This window comes from Nocardia jiangxiensis NBRC 101359 (assembly GCF_000308615.1).
In the GTDB taxonomy this organism is placed as follows: domain Bacteria; phylum Actinomycetota; class Actinomycetes; order Mycobacteriales; family Mycobacteriaceae; genus Nocardia; species Nocardia jiangxiensis.
The window spans coordinates 27,505-45,085 of sequence record NZ_BAGB01000158.1 but is presented as its reverse complement, the minus strand read 5'-3'; the positions used below and the strand labels follow the sequence as shown (position 1 = coordinate 45,085).

The 17,581-nt window shown below is 66.2% G+C and carries 17 protein-coding genes; 10 read left to right on the top strand and 7 right to left on the bottom strand.

All coding sequences use genetic code 11. From position 1 onward, the window contains the following. The 8 genes from ON40_RS37550 (at position 1) to ON40_RS37515 (ending at position 7,299) form a co-directional block, all read left to right on the top strand. The gene (locus ON40_RS37550) at positions 1-192 is read left to right on the top strand and encodes a ferredoxin (protein WP_051194177.1); all 192 of its coding nucleotides are present in this window, start codon (positions 1-3) and stop codon (positions 190-192) included. Positions 193-245: 53 nt separating this feature from the next. Next, positions 246-1,019 carry an SDR family oxidoreductase gene (locus tag ON40_RS37545; RefSeq protein WP_040830117.1) on the top strand — a complete coding sequence of 258 codons (774 nt, stop codon included), beginning with the start codon at positions 246-248 and terminating at the stop codon, positions 1,017-1,019. A gap of 70 nt (positions 1,020-1,089) precedes the next feature. Further along, positions 1,090-2,106, top strand: a complete 1,017-nt coding sequence (locus ON40_RS37540; RefSeq protein WP_040830116.1) for a 2,5-dihydroxypyridine 5,6-dioxygenase NicX family protein — start codon at positions 1,090-1,092, stop codon at positions 2,104-2,106. Next, positions 2,103-3,239, top strand: coding sequence for a DODA-type extradiol aromatic ring-opening family dioxygenase (locus ON40_RS37535; RefSeq protein WP_040830115.1), 1,137 nt, complete (start codon positions 2,103-2,105; stop codon positions 3,237-3,239). Before ON40_RS37540 ends, ON40_RS37535 begins: the two co-directional genes overlap by 4 nt. After that, positions 3,236-4,120: a carbon-nitrogen hydrolase family protein gene (locus ON40_RS37530; protein ID WP_051194176.1), complete on the top strand. Its 885-nt coding sequence runs from the start codon at positions 3,236-3,238 to the stop codon at positions 4,118-4,120. Before ON40_RS37535 ends, ON40_RS37530 begins: the two co-directional genes overlap by 4 nt. Continuing rightward, positions 4,117-4,386 (top strand): hypothetical protein, encoded by a 270-nt coding sequence (locus ON40_RS37525; protein WP_083896213.1) that lies wholly within the window; start codon positions 4,117-4,119, stop codon positions 4,384-4,386. Before ON40_RS37530 ends, ON40_RS37525 begins: the two co-directional genes overlap by 4 nt. Before the next feature lie 160 nt (positions 4,387-4,546). Next, positions 4,547-5,299: a maleate cis-trans isomerase family protein gene (locus ON40_RS37520; RefSeq protein WP_040830114.1), complete on the top strand. Its 753-nt coding sequence runs from the start codon at positions 4,547-4,549 to the stop codon at positions 5,297-5,299. A gap of 65 nt (positions 5,300-5,364) precedes the next feature. Next, entirely contained in the window at positions 5,365-7,299 is a 1,935-nt protein-coding gene (locus ON40_RS37515; protein WP_040830113.1) for an oxidoreductase, read from the top strand. 51 nt (positions 7,300-7,350) lie between these two features. On the opposite strand, the gene ON40_RS37510 is transcribed toward ON40_RS37515, so the two are convergent. Further along, positions 7,351-8,181 carry a GntR family transcriptional regulator gene (locus tag ON40_RS37510; RefSeq protein ID WP_040830112.1) on the bottom strand — a complete coding sequence of 277 codons (831 nt, stop codon included), beginning with the start codon at positions 8,179-8,181 and terminating at the stop codon, positions 7,351-7,353. A 169-nt stretch (positions 8,182-8,350) separates the two neighbouring features. On the opposite strand from ON40_RS37510, the gene ON40_RS37505 reads away from it, so the two are divergent. Further along, positions 8,351-9,142 carry an SDR family NAD(P)-dependent oxidoreductase gene (locus tag ON40_RS37505; RefSeq protein ID WP_040830111.1) on the top strand — a complete coding sequence of 264 codons (792 nt, stop codon included), beginning with the start codon at positions 8,351-8,353 and terminating at the stop codon, positions 9,140-9,142. Positions 9,143-9,366: 224 nt separating this feature from the next. Here the strand turns inward: ON40_RS37505 and ON40_RS52705 are convergent, their stop codons facing one another. From ON40_RS52705 to ON40_RS37475, 6 genes are all read right to left on the bottom strand, one after another. Continuing rightward, positions 9,367-9,696, bottom strand: a complete 330-nt coding sequence (locus ON40_RS52705) for a hypothetical protein (RefSeq protein ID WP_157186683.1) — start codon at positions 9,694-9,696, stop codon at positions 9,367-9,369. 308 nt (positions 9,697-10,004) lie between these two features. Then, complete coding sequence (locus ON40_RS37495; RefSeq protein ID WP_040830109.1) at positions 10,005-10,820, bottom strand: SDR family oxidoreductase; 816 nt, start codon at positions 10,818-10,820, stop codon at positions 10,005-10,007. A 41-nt stretch (positions 10,821-10,861) separates the two neighbouring features. Next, the gene (locus ON40_RS37490) at positions 10,862-11,623 is read right to left on the bottom strand and encodes an SDR family NAD(P)-dependent oxidoreductase (protein WP_040830108.1); all 762 of its coding nucleotides are present in this window, start codon (positions 11,621-11,623) and stop codon (positions 10,862-10,864) included. After that, positions 11,620-12,420, bottom strand: coding sequence for an SDR family NAD(P)-dependent oxidoreductase (locus ON40_RS37485; protein ID WP_040830107.1), 801 nt, complete (start codon positions 12,418-12,420; stop codon positions 11,620-11,622). The genes ON40_RS37490 and ON40_RS37485 overlap by 4 nt, the downstream gene beginning before the upstream one ends. A 56-nt stretch (positions 12,421-12,476) precedes the next feature. Further along, complete coding sequence (locus ON40_RS37480) at positions 12,477-14,414, bottom strand: oxidoreductase (protein WP_245568165.1); 1,938 nt, start codon at positions 14,412-14,414, stop codon at positions 12,477-12,479. Between the two features lie 57 nt (positions 14,415-14,471). Then, complete coding sequence (locus ON40_RS37475; protein ID WP_051194174.1) at positions 14,472-15,872, bottom strand: purine-cytosine permease family protein; 1,401 nt, start codon at positions 15,870-15,872, stop codon at positions 14,472-14,474. A 748-nt stretch (positions 15,873-16,620) separates the two neighbouring features. Between ON40_RS37475 and ON40_RS37470 the strand changes: the two genes are divergently transcribed. Then, positions 16,621-16,833 carry a hypothetical protein gene (locus ON40_RS37470; protein WP_040830105.1) on the top strand — a complete coding sequence of 71 codons (213 nt, stop codon included), beginning with the start codon at positions 16,621-16,623 and terminating at the stop codon, positions 16,831-16,833. Positions 16,834-17,581 lie beyond the last annotated feature (748 nt).

Below are 17,581 nucleotides of genomic sequence, written 5' to 3'. Positions count from 1 at the left end.
ATGCGGGTGAAAGTGGACAGCATCAAGTGCGACGGCTACGGCACTTGTTTCGATATGTGCCCGTCGGTGTTCCGGTCCGACGACTGGGGCTATGCCCTGGCCGTGGATAACGGCATCGTCCCGGCGGAGGACGAGGCGAAGGCCCGCCGGGCGATCTCGCTGTGTGCGGAGAACGCGATTCGCGAGATCTGAGTCCGCAACCCGGATCAGGACGGCAGGACCATCGATCAGGCAAAGGAGTAATTGTGTATTTGGGTCTCGAGAATGGCGTCGCCTTGGTGACCGCCGCTTCCCGCGGGATCGGCCGGGCCACCGCCGAACGCCTGGCGGCAGAGGGAATGACTGTGGTCGCGGCCGCGCGTTCGGTGGGCGGCGCTCCCGAGGCCGTCGGGACAGGGCGAATCGTGCCCTACACCCATGACCTCGGCGATGCTGCCGCCACCGCCGACCTGGTCGAGAAGGTGGTTGCCGAGTTCGGCGCGCTGGATGTGCTGGTGCTCAATACGCCGGGTCCGCGAATCCTGCCGGCGTTGGACACCGGCTGGGACGACTGGACCACCGCCCATGATCTGTTGTTGCGGCCGGTGGTGCAGCTGGCCACCGCGGCGGGCAGGCGCATGCGAGACAAGGGGTCGGGGTCGATCATCCTGCTGTCGTCGACATGGGTGCGCCAGCCCGCCTCGGGCGGCGTCCTGTCGGCGTCGTACCGCTCGGCGGCTTCGGCCTTCGTCAAGACGATCGCCACCGAACTCGCTCCGTCCGGGGTGCGGGTGAACCAGGTCATGCCCGGTGCCACCGGCACCGACCGCATGCAGGGGATCGTCGAGATGAAGTCGAAAAACAACGGCACCACGGTCGAGGAGGAGATCGACAAGGTGGTCGCCGATATTCCGGTGCGGCGCTGGGGCGAGGCGTCCGAAATCGCCGACGTCGTGGCATTTTTGGCCTCACCGCGCGCCTCGTTCATCACCGGCACCGCACTGCCGGTCGACGGCGGTGCGATCCGCGCGGGCCATTGACCCGCGCGCCGGGCGGGGCGGGGGCATTCGAGGAAGCACTGAAGGACATATCCGAGAAGGGAACGTAGTAATGCCGAAAACGTTGACCGAGAATTTCGTCGAGCAATTCAAGCTGTGCAAGGTCACCGCGAACGAGACTATTGCCGTCATCGCGGAGCTGGGCCAGAAGACCGAATACGTCGAGGCAGCGGTGGCCGCCGCCCGCCAGCTCGGCGCCGGCGTGCTGGTGTTGCACGCCTCCAGCCTGTCCAACCCGATGCTGCCGCCGTACCAGGCCGACGGCCGTGAGGTTGCGCCGCTACTGGCCGCGGCCGGCGAGTGCGATTTCGTCGTCGACGTCACCGTGGGCGGGCTGATCCACTCGGACGTGCGCACCCGGATCACCGGCAATGGCAAGCGCATGTTGTTCGTTGCCGAGCCGAACGATGTGCTCGAGCGGCTGATGGGCAGTCCCGAGCTACGCGCTGTGGTGGAGGCCGGCGGCCGGAAACTGCGCGCCGGCTCGACTCTGCACGTGACCAGCGCGGCCGGCACCGATCTCACCGCCGATATCTCCGGCGAGAACCTGCCGATCACGCACCAGTGGGGCTATGTCGATGAGCCGAGTCGCTGGGATCATTGGCCCTCGGGCTTCGTCGCCTGCTTCCCGAACGACCGCACCGCCGAGGGCACGATCGTGCTGCAGCCCGGTGACGCCCTGATTCCGTGGCAGCGCTACGTCTCCGACACCGTCACCATCGAGGTCTCGAAGGGCTACATCAAGAAGATCTCCGGCAAGGGCGCGGACGCGCACGTGCTCAACGACTACTTCGAGGCATGGCAGGACGGCGAAGTGTGGGCGACGAGCCATATGGGCTGGGGTCTGCTGCCGCAGGCACGCTGGTCGGCCTTCGACGTGTATGACCCGCGCAGCCTCTATGGCCAGGAATTGCGTTCCACCGCAGGCAATTTCATGTGGTCAACCGGATCGAACCGGTTCGCCGACCGCGAGACTCCGGCACATCTCGATGTCCCAATGCGCGGCTGCATCGTGGAAATCGACGGCGAGGCCGTGGTTCGCGACGGTGCCCTGGTGGTCCCGGAGTGACCGGCACGGACAAGGACGCCATCGAGCGGGCCATCCTGGCGATGGCCCGTGATACCGACCTGCTGGCCAAGGTCGAGGCCGAGCCGGACCGGGCGCCGGAACTGCTGGGCATCGACCGGGAGTGGGCCGAGACGATCCTGTCCGGTAACCGCGACCGGCTGCGCGCCATCGGCCTCAACGACGGCCTGACCATCCTGGTCAGCCGCTGGTTCAACGACGATCTCGGCGATGCGGCGAGCAAGGGCGGTTTCATCGTCGACGACACGCTGCCGCTGCCGACTCCCGATGTGCCGGGCAACGTGGTCTTCGCCGGTGGGTGCTCGCATGTGCCAGATCTGCTGGCGCGTCCGGAGGTCGATCCCGCCGAGGCGGTGGCCCGGCTGATGGACGGCTACGACAGGCTGAAGCAGGACATCGCGGCCGCCGACCCGGATGTCATCCTGGTCACCGCGGACTGCCACTTCCAGAGCTTCGAGACCGGGCACAACGTGATCGGCACCGGTGCCGAACACATCGGTTCGATGGAGTTCTTCAAGCGCGGTGATCTGGATCTGACCCTCGCCGGTCAGCCGGAACTGGCCCGCGACCTGGCGAACGCGGTTCGCGCAGCGGGCCTGGAAGTGGAGGAAGCCGAGCGGGTCGATCTGGACCACGGTCTCATCGTGCCGCTGCGGCTACTGCTGCCGCGTCCGGAACTTCCGGTGATCCCGATCATCACCCAACCGCACCGGAGTTTCTCGCCGTTCAACGCGCGCCGCTTCGGTGCGGCCCTGCGCGGTGTGGTGGCGGACTCCGGGCTGAAGGTGGCATTCCTGGCTACCGGTGGACTGTCGCATTGGCTGGACCCCGGCCACTTCGGTGGCGTGGACGTCGAATTCGACAGCTACATCCTGAAGTTGCTGGAAGCCGGCCGTGGCTTGGACCTCTGCTCACTGGAGCCGTTCCCCTTGCTCGAGCACGGCCAGTACGAGATCCAGAACTGGATGATCATGCTCGGCCTGATCGGTCCCGGCGTGCGCGGCACGGTGTACAGCTACGAGCCCATGGAGGCGTCCGGCGGTGGCTGGACCGTCGTCAACATGGATCTCGCACGTGCGCGTGCGGCCGTGGCCGGGGCGGGGCAGGCCTCGTGACGACCCGGACACTGCGGGTCGGGCTGACGCAATGGCACGCCACCACCGATATCGAGGCCAACCTCGCGACCGCCCTGCGCCTCATCGGCGAGGCGGCCGCGGACGGCGCCCGCCTGGTGGTGCTGCCGGAGAACGGCCTCATGCTCGGGACCAACGCACAGATGCGCGAGGCCGCGTTCAACGAAGGCACCGACGCGGTGCAGCAGCTTCGCCGCGTCGCGGCCACGCACGGCGTGACGGTGGTGCTGGGCGGGATGAAGAACCGCACCCCGGACGGAGTCTTCAACTCGGCGTTGGTGATCGATGCTGCCGGCGAGATCGCCGGGCGTTACGACAAGATGCACCTGTTCGACGCCAACATCGGCGGCCAGTCGTTCGAGGCGTCATCGGTCGAGCGACCGGGCGCCGGGCCGGTGCTGCTCGATCTGGACGGCGTCCGGATCGGCCTCACCATCTGCTACGACGTCCGCTTCCCGGAGCTGTCGCGGGCCCTGGCCGCCGCGGGCGCCGAGGTGTTGCTGGTCCCGGCGGCATTCGTGCGGTCCACCGGCGAGGCGCACTGGCACACCCTGCTGCGCGCCCGCGCCATCGAGAACCTGGCGTATGTGGTGGCCCCGGCCACGGTGCATTCGCCGACCCCCGACTACACCGACGCGTTCGCAACCTACGGTCACGCGCTCGTGGTGTCGCCGTGGGGCGAGGTCCTCGCCGACCTGGGTACCGACCCGGCGGCAGTCCAGGTCATCGAACTCGACCTCGACGCCGTCACCAGGGCCCGTGCCGGTCTTCCCGTGCTGGCCGGCCGTCGCGGCGCCGACGAGTACGGGGCGCAGCCGCGCCGACTGCACGTCACGACTCGCAGTCCGGAGGAAACCAGATGAACGACACGACGCCGCCGCAGACCACCCCGTCCGACCTGCCGCAGGGGGTGGTGAAGGCCGGCGAATGGTCCGGCGTGGGCAACGAATTCACCGGAGTGCAGTTCCGCAAGGTATGGACCCGCAACGGTGAGCGCCTGGAGATCTTCGTGCCACGAACCGGCAAGCGCATCCAGCTGGACCCGATGGCGCTGGAGGTGCTGGCGGACCAGAAGCCGGAGTTCTTCACCCACATGATCGCTACGGGATTCGGTTCGGCAGACGAATAACCTTTCCTGTCAACGGTATTCGACGTACCGACACTGTGGGCGACAGGTATGTGGTCCGGCGCATCGCCTCCGGCGTCCATCTGCCGGGCTTCAAACGACGAATGTAATCGCCGCTCCGTCCCGGCCGCGGCCGGCCGACGGAATATATCGAAGGTAGACAATGACGACCAACTATCGGGTGGGCATGATCGTGCCCAGCTCTAACACCACCATGGAGACCGAGATCCCCGCCATGCTGCGGGCGCGCACCGAGATCCGGCCCGAAGCGGAATTCACCTTCCACTCCGCGCGCATGCGCATGCAGCACGTGACACCGGACCAGTTGACCCGGATGGATGCCGATTCGCTGCGCTGCGCCGCCGAACTCGCCGACGCGCGGGTCGATGTGATGGCGTACGCCTGTTTGGTCGCCATCATGGCGCAGGGCCGCGGATATCACCACGAATCCGAGCCGAAGCTGGCGCGTATCGCGAAAGAAGAAAGCGGCGTGGATATTCCGGTGCTTTCGTCGGCCGGCGCGCTGACCGAGGCGCTGACGCATCTGAACGTCAAGAACATCGCGGTCGTGACGCCCTACATGAAGCCACTCACCGCCACCGTGTGCGACTACATCGAGCAGGAGGGGTTCACCGTCGTGGACTCGCTGAGCCTGGAAGTCGCCGACAATCTGGCGGTGGGTCTGCTGGACCCGCGCAACCTGCTCGAACACGCACAGACGGTCGACACGTCCGGCGCGGACGCGCTGGTCATCAGCGCCTGCGTGCAGATGCCATCGCTGCCCGTCATCGACGCCCTGCAGCAGCGATTCGACATTCCGGTGCTGTCCGCGGCCGCAGCGACCACCTGGCGACTGTTGCGCCACCTCGGCCTGGACCCCGTGGTCCCCCGCGCGGGGAAACTGCTCGCACCCTGACGCGCGCACCCGGCACACCACCCAACTCTCGAAACTTTGCACAGCCCCTCATGAATCGAGACCCTATGAGCTTCGACGCCCTGTTCCGACCTGGCCGTATCGGCACGGTCGACATTCGCAATCGCGTGCTGAAATCCCCGAACAGCACCGCCACGGCGAATATGGACGGCACCATCAGTCAGCGCACGGTCGACCACTACCGTCGGCTCGGTGAGGGTGGTGTCGGCCTCATCATGACCGAATACACCTACGTCGACGAGGATGCCAGCAAGGCGATCCACAATCAGCCAGGGATGAGCCGGCACGAGCACATCGCCGGATGGGGATGGCTCGTCGACGAGGTGCACGCGACCGGGGCGAGAATCGGATTGCAACTCGCCCACGGCGGCCGGCAGAAATTCCTCGGCACCGCACCGATCAAGTCCGCCTCGTCGAGTTCGTGGGACTACGTCGAAGCGATCGCGGGCGTCATCCCGGAACCTCTGACGGTCGACGAGATCGACGAGATCGTCGCTGCATTCGGCGCCGCCGCGCTGCGCGCGTACAAGGCCCGGTTCGACCTGGTGGAGGTGCATGCCGGCCACGGTTACATGATCACCAACTTCCTGTCCCCGCACACCAACTCCCGGACCGACGACTACGGTGGGAGTTTCGCCAACCGGTCGCGGATCCTGATCCGGATCGTCGATGCCATTCGGGCCGAGGTGCCGCGCGAGTTCCCGTTGAGCGTGCGGGTGTCGGTCACCGACTACGAGCCGGACGGTATCCCGATCGAGGAGACCGTGGAACTGTGCCGGATGCTCGAAGCGCATGGCGTTGACGTGATCCATGCCTCCGGTGGCCACCACGACCTGATGGAGTGGGAGGTCAGTCCCTGGTTCAACGGCCGCGCCCCGCATCGCTGGGGCTGGGAGAAGATCAAGCCCGCGGTCTCGATCCCGGTGATCGGCTCGGGTTCGCTGGTGGCCCCCGAGCTGGCGAACGAGATCATCGAGTCCGGCTCGGCCGATTTCGTCTCCCTCGGCCGCGCCATGCTTGCCGATCCCGATTGGGCCCGTAAGGCCCAGGCGGGGCGTCAACTCGAGATCACGCCCTGCATCCGGTGCAACGACGGGTGCCTGCACCGCGGGTTGGACAAGGGCCGGTCCGTCGGATGCACGGTCAATCCGTCCGTGGCCGAAGAAGGCACGTTCCCGATCCTGCCGACCCATGTCGTGAAGCGGGTCGCGGTGGTCGGCGGCGGTCCGGCCGGACTGCGCAGTGCCGCGATATTGAGCGATCGGGGCCACCGGGTGCGGTTGTTCGAATCCGATGAGCTCGGCGGCATGCTCCTGCACGCGCGGGGATCCACCGTCAAGCAGGATATCGCCGCCCTGGTCGATCACCTCGTGTACGAGGTCGAGCACCGTGATGTCGAGGTGGTCCGGGCCCGTGCCACGGCGGCGGATCTCCGCGCGAGCGGAGTGGACGCGGTGATTGTCGCGACCGGCGCGCCGCTTCGGGAGGCCGACTTCCCGATCGCCGACGAGGTGAATGCCGTTGCGGCAGTGCACGTACGCGCCGACGCTCCGCTGCACGGGCGCGTGGTCGTGATCGGCGGCGGACTGCAAGGCTGCGAGACGGCGTTGCGTATCGCGGAGATGGGCGGGACCGAGGTGACCGTTCTGGAACAGCAGGATTCGCTGCTGACCGGGGACGAGGTTCCCTACGACGTCATGAAGCTGCCGCTGTTCCTGGACCGGGCCGGGGTGCGGGTACGCACCGGTGCCCGGGTGAACGCGGTGAACGCCGAAGGAGTCGTTGTCGCCCAGGATGATCGCGAGGAGGTCGTCGCGGCGGACACCGTGGTATTGGCGCTCGGACGCCGCCCCGCGTCCGCTGACCTCGCCGATGAGTTGCGTGCCGCCGGCATCGATGTGCACGTCATCGGGTCGGCGCAGCGTCCCGGACGTGTCTACGACGCGATCCACACGGCCTTCTTCGCCTCGCGACTGGTCTGATTTCGCCGGATGCCCTCCCCGGGGCGGTAATTCGCCCCGGGGATAGCGCCACTACTCCGACTTTGCCGGTGGCGCCAGAAGAATCAGGTTCGACGTGGTGAATTCCGGTAGCACCGGGTCGGAATCGATCCAATAGATCGGAGCGGGGCGGTCGATGTGCCCTTGTTCGTCGTGCTCGACAACGATTTCACGGCCGCGCAGGGCCAGCAGCAGCGAATCGAAACAGTGGTCGGGGTCGGCATCGAGGACCAGGCCGATCGCGGCATCGATCAGGTGGAATTCCATGATTCGGCGGGCCGACGGGGCATTCCGCTGCCGAATGGCGTCGAGGAAGAACTGGTCGCTGTCGATGAAGTCGTCCGGGGTGCGGGCATGCGACAGGTACACGCTCTGATGCCGATAGATCATGGTGTGCAGCGAGCGTGTGAGGTTGGCGAAGGTCGAGGGGTAACGCACCACCACCACATCGTGGAAAAGCTGGTGCGCCTCTTGGAACCGGCGACTGTGGTTGCGATACTCGCGCATGGCATCGAGGTGGGTCTGCATCTCCTCGATATCCGTGTCGCGCAGAGTCGTGACGATGGCGCCCACGGTGGGTGGTTCCACCAACAGGCGCAGTGCGTAATTCTGCTCGGTCTCGGAATTCACGACCGGGGCGACGTACACGCCCCGATTGGCGTGTGCGACCACCAGATTATCGGCCTCGAGCCGCTGCAGCGCCTCGCGCAACGGGGTGCGGCTCACCTCGAGTTCGGCGGCCAACTGTTCCTGTGACAAGCGGTGGCCGGGACTGTAGACGCCGGAGATGATCCGTTCCCGCAGTGTCCGATACAGCGAGTCGACAGTGGTACCGGCGCGCGTTCGTCGGGCAGAGGCGGTCATCGTGTCATCCTAGGGTCACGATTGGGCACCGCACGGCGGCGGCCGGGGCATACGGTACGAATCGCACCGTACCTTTCACAACTGTATCCAAATTTGTACACAAAATCATGGTAAATTATCCGCCGGTACCGACCGCCGGGTATCGCCGAGCACGAGAGAGGTCACCAGAGTGGGTGCACTGGATGGACAAACCGTTGTCTTCACCGGCGCGGGCGCAGGAATCGGCCGCGCGGTCGTCCGCCGCTATGTCGCCGAGGGAGCGCGTGTGGTAGCGGTCGACCTGTCCGAACAGGTCCTCGAACTGACCGACGAGCTGGGCGACGCCGTCCGGCCCCTGGTGGCCGATGTGTCGACCTGGGCCGGAAACACCGCAGCGGTCGCCACCGCCCTGGACGCCTGGGGCCGACTCGACGTGTTCGTCGGCAACGCCGGCATCACCGATGCCGCCCGCCCGCTCGAGGACATCCCCGGGGAACAGCTGACCGGCGCGTTCGGTGAGCTGTTCGGCGTCAATGTGCTCGCTCCGCTGCTCGGCGCCCGAGCCTGCCTGGACGCACTCATCGAATCCCGGGGCAGCATCATCATCACCGGGTCCTTCGCCAGCACCAACGCCGCCGGGGGTGGCGTCCTGTACACCGCATCCAAGCACGCCGTTCACGGTGTTATCCGACAGCTCGCCTACGAGCTGGCCCCAGACGTGCGCGTCAACGGGGTAGCACCGGGAGTAGCGCCGACACGACTGCGGGGCACGACCGCACTCGGCCAGACCGCTGCCGACTCGGTATTGGATGGCACCCGGGAAGCCTTACCGCTGCAGGAGATTCCATCCGTGGACGCCTACAGCGGCCTGTTCACCATGCTGGCGTCGCGCACTGATGGCCAGGCGATGACCGGTGTACTCGTCACCGCGGACAGCGGCCTGTCGGTGCGCGGCATCGCCCGTCCAGGAGGCCGAGTCTGAAGTCGCCGTTTTCCATTCCGGATGCCGCCAGGTTCAGGCGGCTCATGGGGTCCCTTGCCAAGCTGCCGAGGCGATAATCGGTCGTGAGGTGCGGCCCCGGTCCGGACCCACCAACTGCCGCCCCACCTGTGCGAACATCGCCCCTCAGCTGAGACGATTCCCCGCGGTTCGGCAGCTCACTCTGTCTCGCTGTTGTGCTCGTCCAGGAACTGGAGCGCGTTCTCCTACCAGCTTTCCAGACGTTGCCCGTGTGAGAGTGTCACGATGACCGTGCCGGGCGGAAGCCGTTCATCCGCAGCGTCTTTCAACGCGACGGCTTCGATGAAGGCGATGTCGCCGACGGCAGCAGGCGACTTGTTGCGATCATCCTCCTGCCACGTTCGTAGATCCTCGATCGGTGAATAATCGGCCAACGGAGGGACCGGTGGGCGCACAGTGTCCAGGAGGATCGAAAGAACCTCGAGGTCACCGAAGATGTTGTCGAGATCCTTGCCACCTGTTGGCCAAGGAGGGATCGTGTGCCCGGCACGCCGGGCACGAATTGAGGAACGCAACCCGACCCCGTACGCGTGGATGGACGATCGGGAGTGAGCAGCTCCGCCCAGTGCTGGGCAGTGCGTCTCGCCTGGGTTCTATCGGATCGCCGACTGCACGCTGAGCGTGAGCAGGGATGCGCTCGACACCGTTATCCGGGCAATTCGTGGCCGGAGAAGCCGTAGCTTTCGACCGGTGGCTGGGGTGGCCATCGACGACCAGGTAGACAGGCCGATCGGTGTCGCCGAGCAGGCAGGTGCAGAACTCGATGAACACCTTCGCGTTCGTGGTGCCCCTCATGCACCATGAACCGCAACGCCCTGTGTTTTCACTGCCTGCCTTTGGTTTCGAGCATGGTCGAACCCGCCGGAGAGCCGATCCCGCGAATTCCGAATCCGCTGTCTGCCCAGAGACACTCGCCGGTCACCACGCGCGCTTCCGCGGAGGCCAGGTACGCGAAACCCGCTGCGTAGTCACTCGGTTCCGGGATGAAACCGAGCGGGATTACGTTTTCGGCGCCGGGGAGAACCGCATCGATCGGCTGCTGCCCGAGCGCCGCGAGGCCTTCCATCCGGGTCCGCGCGACTCCGATCGCCACCCCGTTGACCCGGACCTTGGGTGCGAGTTCCCAGGCGAGCCCGCGCACGATCCCGAGGTCGGCATGCTTGCTCGAGACGTACAGCGCCCCGTCGTCCACCGCCCGGTAGCTGGCCAGCGAGCAGGAGAACACCATATTCCCGTTGGTGCGCAGCAACGCCGGGGCCGCCGCGCGTGCCCCGAGCAGGTAGCCCTTGACGTTGATCGCGTAGATCTCGTCGATCGCCGCCTCCAGCCGGTCCGTCGGGATCTCGCTCAGCAGGAGATTGCCGGCGCCTACGCCGGCGTTGCCGACGAAAATGTCGAGCTTGCCGAAGGTTTCGACGGCCTCGGCGACCGCGCGTTGATCGTCCGCGAAGTTCTCGACCGACCCAATCGTCACGTGCACGTCGGCGCCGAGGTCGGCGGCAAGGGCCTTCGCGCGGTCGATATCACGATCGAGCACTGCGACCCGCGCGCCTTCGGCAAGGAATTTTTCGACGACCGCCCGGCCGATACCGTTTGCGCCGCCGGTGACCAGCGCGACTTTGTCGTTCAGAATTGCCATTTCGTTCTTCCTTTCGAGCTGTTCTCCCGCGGACGATGTGGTCAGGCGTGAATCGCGCCACCATTGATGTCGAGGACCGCCCCGGTGATGAATGCCCCCGCGTCGGACACGAGATAGGGGACGACGCCGGCGATCTCGGCCGGGCGGCCGAGCCTGCCGACCGGAATGCGGCCGGCCAGCGACTGCTCGGTCATCTGGTCGGACGCGGCCAGGTAGTCCCGCAGATGTTCGGTGGCGATCGTGCCCGGGTTGACGACGTTGGCGGTCACCCCGGCGTGCGCTACCTCGGCGGCGAGCTGCCTGGTGAATCCGACCAGCCCCGCTTTCGCAGCCACATACCCGATGGCGTTGCCGAGCTGCGGGGCGGACGCCACGATCGACCCGATGTTGACGATGCGTCCCCACCCCTGCTCGATCATCGCCGGCAGCACCGCCTGGCACAGCAGGAACGGCACAGTCAGGTTGACGGCGAGCTGGTCGTTCCATTCGCCGAGCGTCGAGCTGACGGTGTCCACCACCCGGGTGAATCCTCCGGCATTGTTGACCAGGATGTCCACTGTGGCCGCGGTCTCGAGCAGGTGCTCACGCCCGTGTGCGGTGGTCAGGTCGGCCGCGCACCCGCGCACCCGTCCCGGCGCTGTGGTGTCGAGCGTCTCAACCAGGTCTGCGACGCCGGCTTCACCCCGCCCGCACACGACGACGGTGGCACCGTGATCCAGCAGCTCTCGCACGATCGCCGCGCCGATGCCCCGCCGTGAACCCGTGACGATGGCGGTCCTGCCGGTGAGATCCGTCCTGCTCATGCGCGACTCACCCGGCCGCCCGGCTTGGCGATGCCGCGGATCGACAGTCCGCTGTCGACGGTGACGAGCGTGCCTGTCATGGCGGCCGATTCGGTGCGCGACGCGAGCATCGTGAACACGCCGTCGTAGGCGGAGACGGGCGCGATCTCCTGGGTGGGCAGCGCCCGCTCGGTGCCGTCGAGGACCGAATCGGTCGCCGCCTGGCCGAGCGAGGCGGTGCCACGCAGCCGGGTAGGGGCGACGCCGGGCGCCACCCCGTTCACCCGGACGTCCGGCGCGAGCTCGTACGCGAGCTGGCGGATCAGCCCGTGCACGGCATGTTTCGAAGCGGTATAGAGGGAGCCGCCCCCGGCCGCGTTCGTACTCGCGAATGATCCGGTCAGGATCACGCTGCCGCGCGTTTCGATGAGCGATTCGAGGCAGGCGCGGACACCGAGCATCGGAGCGAGTACGTTGACCCCGAACAGCTCGCCGAACGCTGCGGGCAGGTCTGCACCCCGGATGTCCTCGAGCGGCTGGGCGTTGTCGGTGATTCCGGCATTGCCGACGAAGACGTCGATCCTGCCGAATCGGTCCAACGCCGCCTGTGCCGCGCCGCGGTTGCCTTCCCACGTAGCCACATCGGCGACGATCGGAACGACGGCCGTGCCCAGCTCGCCGGCGAGGTCCTCGACCCTGTCGGAGATATCGACGGCGACGACCCGTGCGCCCTCGGCGACATACCGCGTGACCACCGAGCGGCCGATGCCGGCGCCGGCGCCGGTGAACACTACGACCTGGCCATCCAGTGCAACCATGAGTACTCCTTCTATCCCCGTGTTTTCGTGATCGTCGCCCGGTTCACCGGCTGCCCTCACACCAGCCGTGAGGTGAAGAACGCGGTGTGGATCGCGTCGAACACTCGGCCCGGTGTTTTCGCCGATCCGATCACGTGAACCTCAAGGCCGGTCGTCCGAAGGTCGGTGACCAGGTCATTCTGTGCCGGAGCGGTGCCCAGTGCGAGGACCACCGTGTCCGCCTCGATCTTTTCCTCGCCGTCGCCGGTCGCCACCTGTACCCCGGCCCGATCCACGCCGATCACCGGAGCGTTCAAGCGCACCTGCACACCGGCCGCATCCAGGTAGGTCGGCAGCCGGTCCACGTCGGTGACGATGACCTCACCTCCGGCCAGCAGCGCCGGCCCCCGCTCGATCAGCGTGATCTTGGTGCCGCCCATCTCCGCGATGCGCAGCGCGACCTCGGCACCCTGCAGGCCACCGCCGACGATCACCACCGATCCTCGCACCGGGTTCACGGCACCGACCTCCGCGGACAGCACGACATTCGCACCGTCCTCGATCGGGAAGTCCGGGGCCCGTTGCGGCGCACCGGTGGCGATCACCACCGCATCCGCTCCGCGGGCGAGGATCTCGTCCACTCCGGCGTATTCGCGCACGATCTCGATGTCACGGCGGGACACCTCGTGGACGAGATGCTCGACCAGTGCGAAGAGGTCCTGCTTGATCGCGGCACCGTCCGCATGCACCAGCGCACCACCGAGCTGGTTCGGCTCGAACAGGATGACGAGATGGCCACGGTCGGCGAGTATCGCGGCGCTGCGTAGCCCGGCCGGACCACCACCGACGACGGCCACCGTCTTTCGCTCGTCCGCCGCGGTGATCGGGAAACGCTCCTCTTCGGTCACTTCCGGGTTCACGCTGCATCCGACGCTGCGGGTTTGGAACAGGCCGCGGTGCAGGCATCCATCGTTGCAGCGGATGCAGGGAGTGATCTCCAGCGCGCGTCCCGCGCTGGCCTTACGCGCCCAGTCCGGGTCGGCGAGCATCGCGCGCCCGAGCGAAACGAAATCGGCGGAGCCCGAGGCGATGATCTCGTTCGCGATCTCCGGGGTGACGATCGAGCCGGACGCGATGACGGGGATCGACACCGCCGGCTTGATCTGCTCCCACCCCCACCGGTGCGGGGTACGCGGCCGGAACCAGGGGCTCACCTCCCACTCGTGCAGGGCGTGGTGTCCGCCCGAGGCATGGATGACGTCCACTCCGTGCGCCTCGAGGATTCGGCACAGCGCGACCGTTTCCTCGATCGGAATACCGTCCGGCTCGTAGTCGGTGACGGACAATCGGATGCTGAGCGGGAACTCACGCGGCACCGAGGCACGGATCTCGTCGACGATCCGGACGAGAATCCGGGACCTGTTCTCGAACGGTCCACCGTACTCGTCCGTGCGCCGGTTGGTGTGGGGCGACAGGAAGTTGGTGATCAGGTAGCCGTGCCCGGCATGCACCTCGACGAGGTCGAAGCGAGCATTGTGCGCACGAGCCGCCGCCTCGCCGAACGCCGTGACGACGTCGTCGATCTCCGCGGCCGTCATCGGCGTCGGCACCACGCCGTACTGCGCCTCGATATCGGCCCAGGAGGAGTCCGAGGCCGACTTGATCGGCGCCGTCGCCAGGAACTTCTGGCGCCCGCCGTGCGCGATCTGCAGACCGACGCGGGCGCCGGTGCTCTTCACCTCGTCGGCGAGCCAACCGAGGCCGGCGGTGTGTTCGCGGCGGCTGTTGCCGAGTTGATTGTGGATCGCCTTGGACGCGTCCTCGTCGACGTAGCTGTATTCGACCATGACCAGCCCGATCCCGCCTTCGCCCAGCCGCCGGTAGTGGTTCACGGTGCGCGCGCTGACGGTGCCGTCGGCATTCGACGTCGCTGTGCTCTGCGGAGACTTGAGAATGCGGTTGGAAATCTCCAGGGGTCCGATTCGACCGGGCGCGAACAGTGCGTCGAAATTCACCAGTAACTCCTGTTCTGTCGAGAAATGATTCCGTGGACGGCCGAGGCCGCTGATGATTCAGTGGACGGCCGAGGGCACTTCGGCGCCGTCGACCCGCGCGGCAGTTGCCGCGTCATCGGCCCGGCGGGTCAGCAGATAGGTCACCGTGTAGAGCACTACCGAGAGAACAAGGACGATCAACTGTGCCGACTGCCTGGCGGCCGCCGGCACCGATGACACTTCCAGCAGCAGGATGCCGACGATCGAAGGCACGATCCAGGCGATCAGGCCCCAGCCGATGCGCGGCATGCTCTCGTCGACCACCGGGCCGAACCGCCGGTCTCGCCTACTGAACGCGAAATGCGTCAAAACCACACCGACCCATCCGATGACGAGCACGCCCTGCCAGTTCAGCGCGGTCTGCAGATAACTGAAGACATCGGTGAGCATCATGAGAAAGACGACGACGGCGACGGCGGTCACCCAGACGAAGCGAGGCAGTCGGACCGAGGTGACCGTGCTGAGGATCCGCTCGAAATTCGTGCTCGACTGGTAGTAGTTCAGGGTGTTCACCCGCGTCTGCGAGATGACGATGAACAGCAGGCCGATCCATCCCAGGCTGGCCAGAATAGCCTGCACCACACCGGTTTCCGAGGCCGGCTCGGTGGGCAGCACCAGCTGCACCAGATAGATTCCGGCGAAGCCGTTGAGGATGAACAGCAGCAGGTAGAACACCCATCCGAAGGTGACGACCTCGTGGAACTTCTCGTCCTCGCGCCGGGCGAATCGCGCAAAGTCGATCGTCGTCGGCATGGTGATGTAGATGCCCATGTAGAGCACGAAGCAGAGAATCCAGCCGGGAAACGAACGACCTTCGGCGGGAACGACTCCGGAGAAGCTGAGCCAGTGCGAGCCGTGGCCGAACTTCACGCCCGCCGCGATCAGGATGGAGACGAGACCGACGAGGTAGAACGGCAGCAGGACACCGTTGAGCTTGGCCATCCACGACTGGACGCTGCCGAGCATGAGCGGCAGCATCACGACGACGATCACGGCATACCACAGCCGGATGTCACCGTGCTTGACGTAGCTCCGGAAGGCGACCGCCAGGGTGCTCGACTCGAATACCGCGTAGTAGAGCACGGTGGCCGCAACGAGCAGGGCGGTGAGCAAAGATCCCCACCGTCCGAACAGGGATTTCGTCAATAGCGTCGAATTGACGCCGTGGCGAATTCCCAGTCGTGTCATCACGATGTTCGCCAGCGCGAACACCACGGTCGACAGCGCAATGGCAATCATCGCGTCGCGGGTTCCGTACAAACTCGCAGCGAGGGCGCCGTAGAACAGCCAGACCATCGCCGAGAGCAAGGACCAGTACGACATGGTGACTTGCCAGCGGCCGAGTCGAGCGGTGGAAGGCACCGGGTGCGCGTTGTAGTTTTCATCGGCATCGGAATGCTGCGCGGGCAGGGTCGGCATAACGCCTCCAGAATTTTCGAAAGTCCGGGTACGGATAGCAATACCCCGAACTGTGTTCACAACTGTATACAGTAAAGAATAGCGATTGAGACGTCGATACGGAGAGCTTTAGGCTATCGGTATGTTCCTACCGGGGGTTGCAGGTTTCGCGAATGCATCGCCGCGGCGGCCAGCCGTTTTTCATCGCACCGCAGCCGCGGCGTGGCGGCGCATTCCTCCGATACGCGGGCGTGTCTGGCCGCATGCGGTCACTTCGCCACCCTGGCAGCGCGGGGCCGGCCTTGGCGGCAATGGCCGAGGTGGCGATCACCGTGGCCCGGTGGCCCGGGAGATGCTATGGATAACCCCTCATCTCTTTTCTTTCTCGTATTTCCCGATCCATCACGACCGAGATCTTCGGCGGCTACCCGGCAGATTTCCGTCGAGGTCACCACCAGGTGTTCAGGAAGGGCCAGGATTTTCTCCTGGATCTCTTCCCGGGGTGCACATATCTCTCCGCCGTGGGCTTGGGCCAGGGCGTCGCAGCCCTCGAGGAAACTGTTGCGATTAATATGACGGGATATAAATGTGATGACGCTCCCGGGCGGTGGCCCAGGGCGCGCTTTGAACGACATTATTACCTCGATCACGCTGATGTCAACAACTCTTTCGGTTCTCGCGGAAAAGATCGGCTTTCTCCGGCAATTTCGGGTCGGCAAAGGTCCGGAGCGCATGTCCTCCAGGTATGGACGCACGTTCCGGAACAAATATGGCAACGACGGAGACCATAGGGGCGCCGTCGAACAATTTCATCAGCGACGAGACCCGCCGCGACGCCGGTCGCTATTTCGGCGCGCAGGGCTTGGCCGACACCATTGGCGCGCTCGACAGCATTACCGTGCTCGGCGCGGGCGCGAGCACTGTCCAGGTCGGTCTCCGGGCCGACCGCGTCCCTCCGTTGCCGGATACCCGCGGCCGGTGAACGCGCCTGCGGGAGCCGCTCGGCGGGCGAGCGACCGGGCCCGACCGGCGCTTGGCAATCCGCGGCGACCGGTGTTGTGCCGGCCCATGATTCGAGCCCGACTATCAAGATCCATCGGCATCAGCCGGTCCAGCTGCCCCACCAGCGCACCACGGACGACTTCAACGGATCGGCCTTTCGAATCGCCGCTGGCCGTCTCGAGCCGCCGCCGGATCGAGATCCGGCACGAACCCGACGGGTGCACCGTCCTCCTCGGATCGGCCGCCGAATTGTCAACGTGAACCTCGGGTCCCGCGTGCCGGAAGTTCGGCATCGAGACTGGATCAGTCACCGGCGCACACCGCGTAGTCAAGTCGCCTCCAAAATGAATACACTTTTGGGTACAGTGCAGCATGCCCGACCAATCGGGAATCCGCAATACCCTTGCCATGTCGTTACTTCTGCGAAACGTCGTTTCACCACGTGGACATGTGGCGAGTGGATCGCGGAACGGGTGACGCACAGGCCGGGGCCACTCGCGCGGGGATACGGCCGAGGCTGTGGTGATCGCCTTCGTCGGCCCCGGCCAGCCGCCGATCGGTCCGCGCGATCGGCTCTGGTACCACGTGCGGTGCGCCGCCGACCGGATCTTGGAGCCGACGGTGAGGTCTCGGATAGACCTGGCGTGCTGGTTGCGTCAGCGGGTATGCGGCGACTCGACCACGCACGGCCTACGGGGTAGCTCCGGACGTGCCCGCGTCTGCCGTAC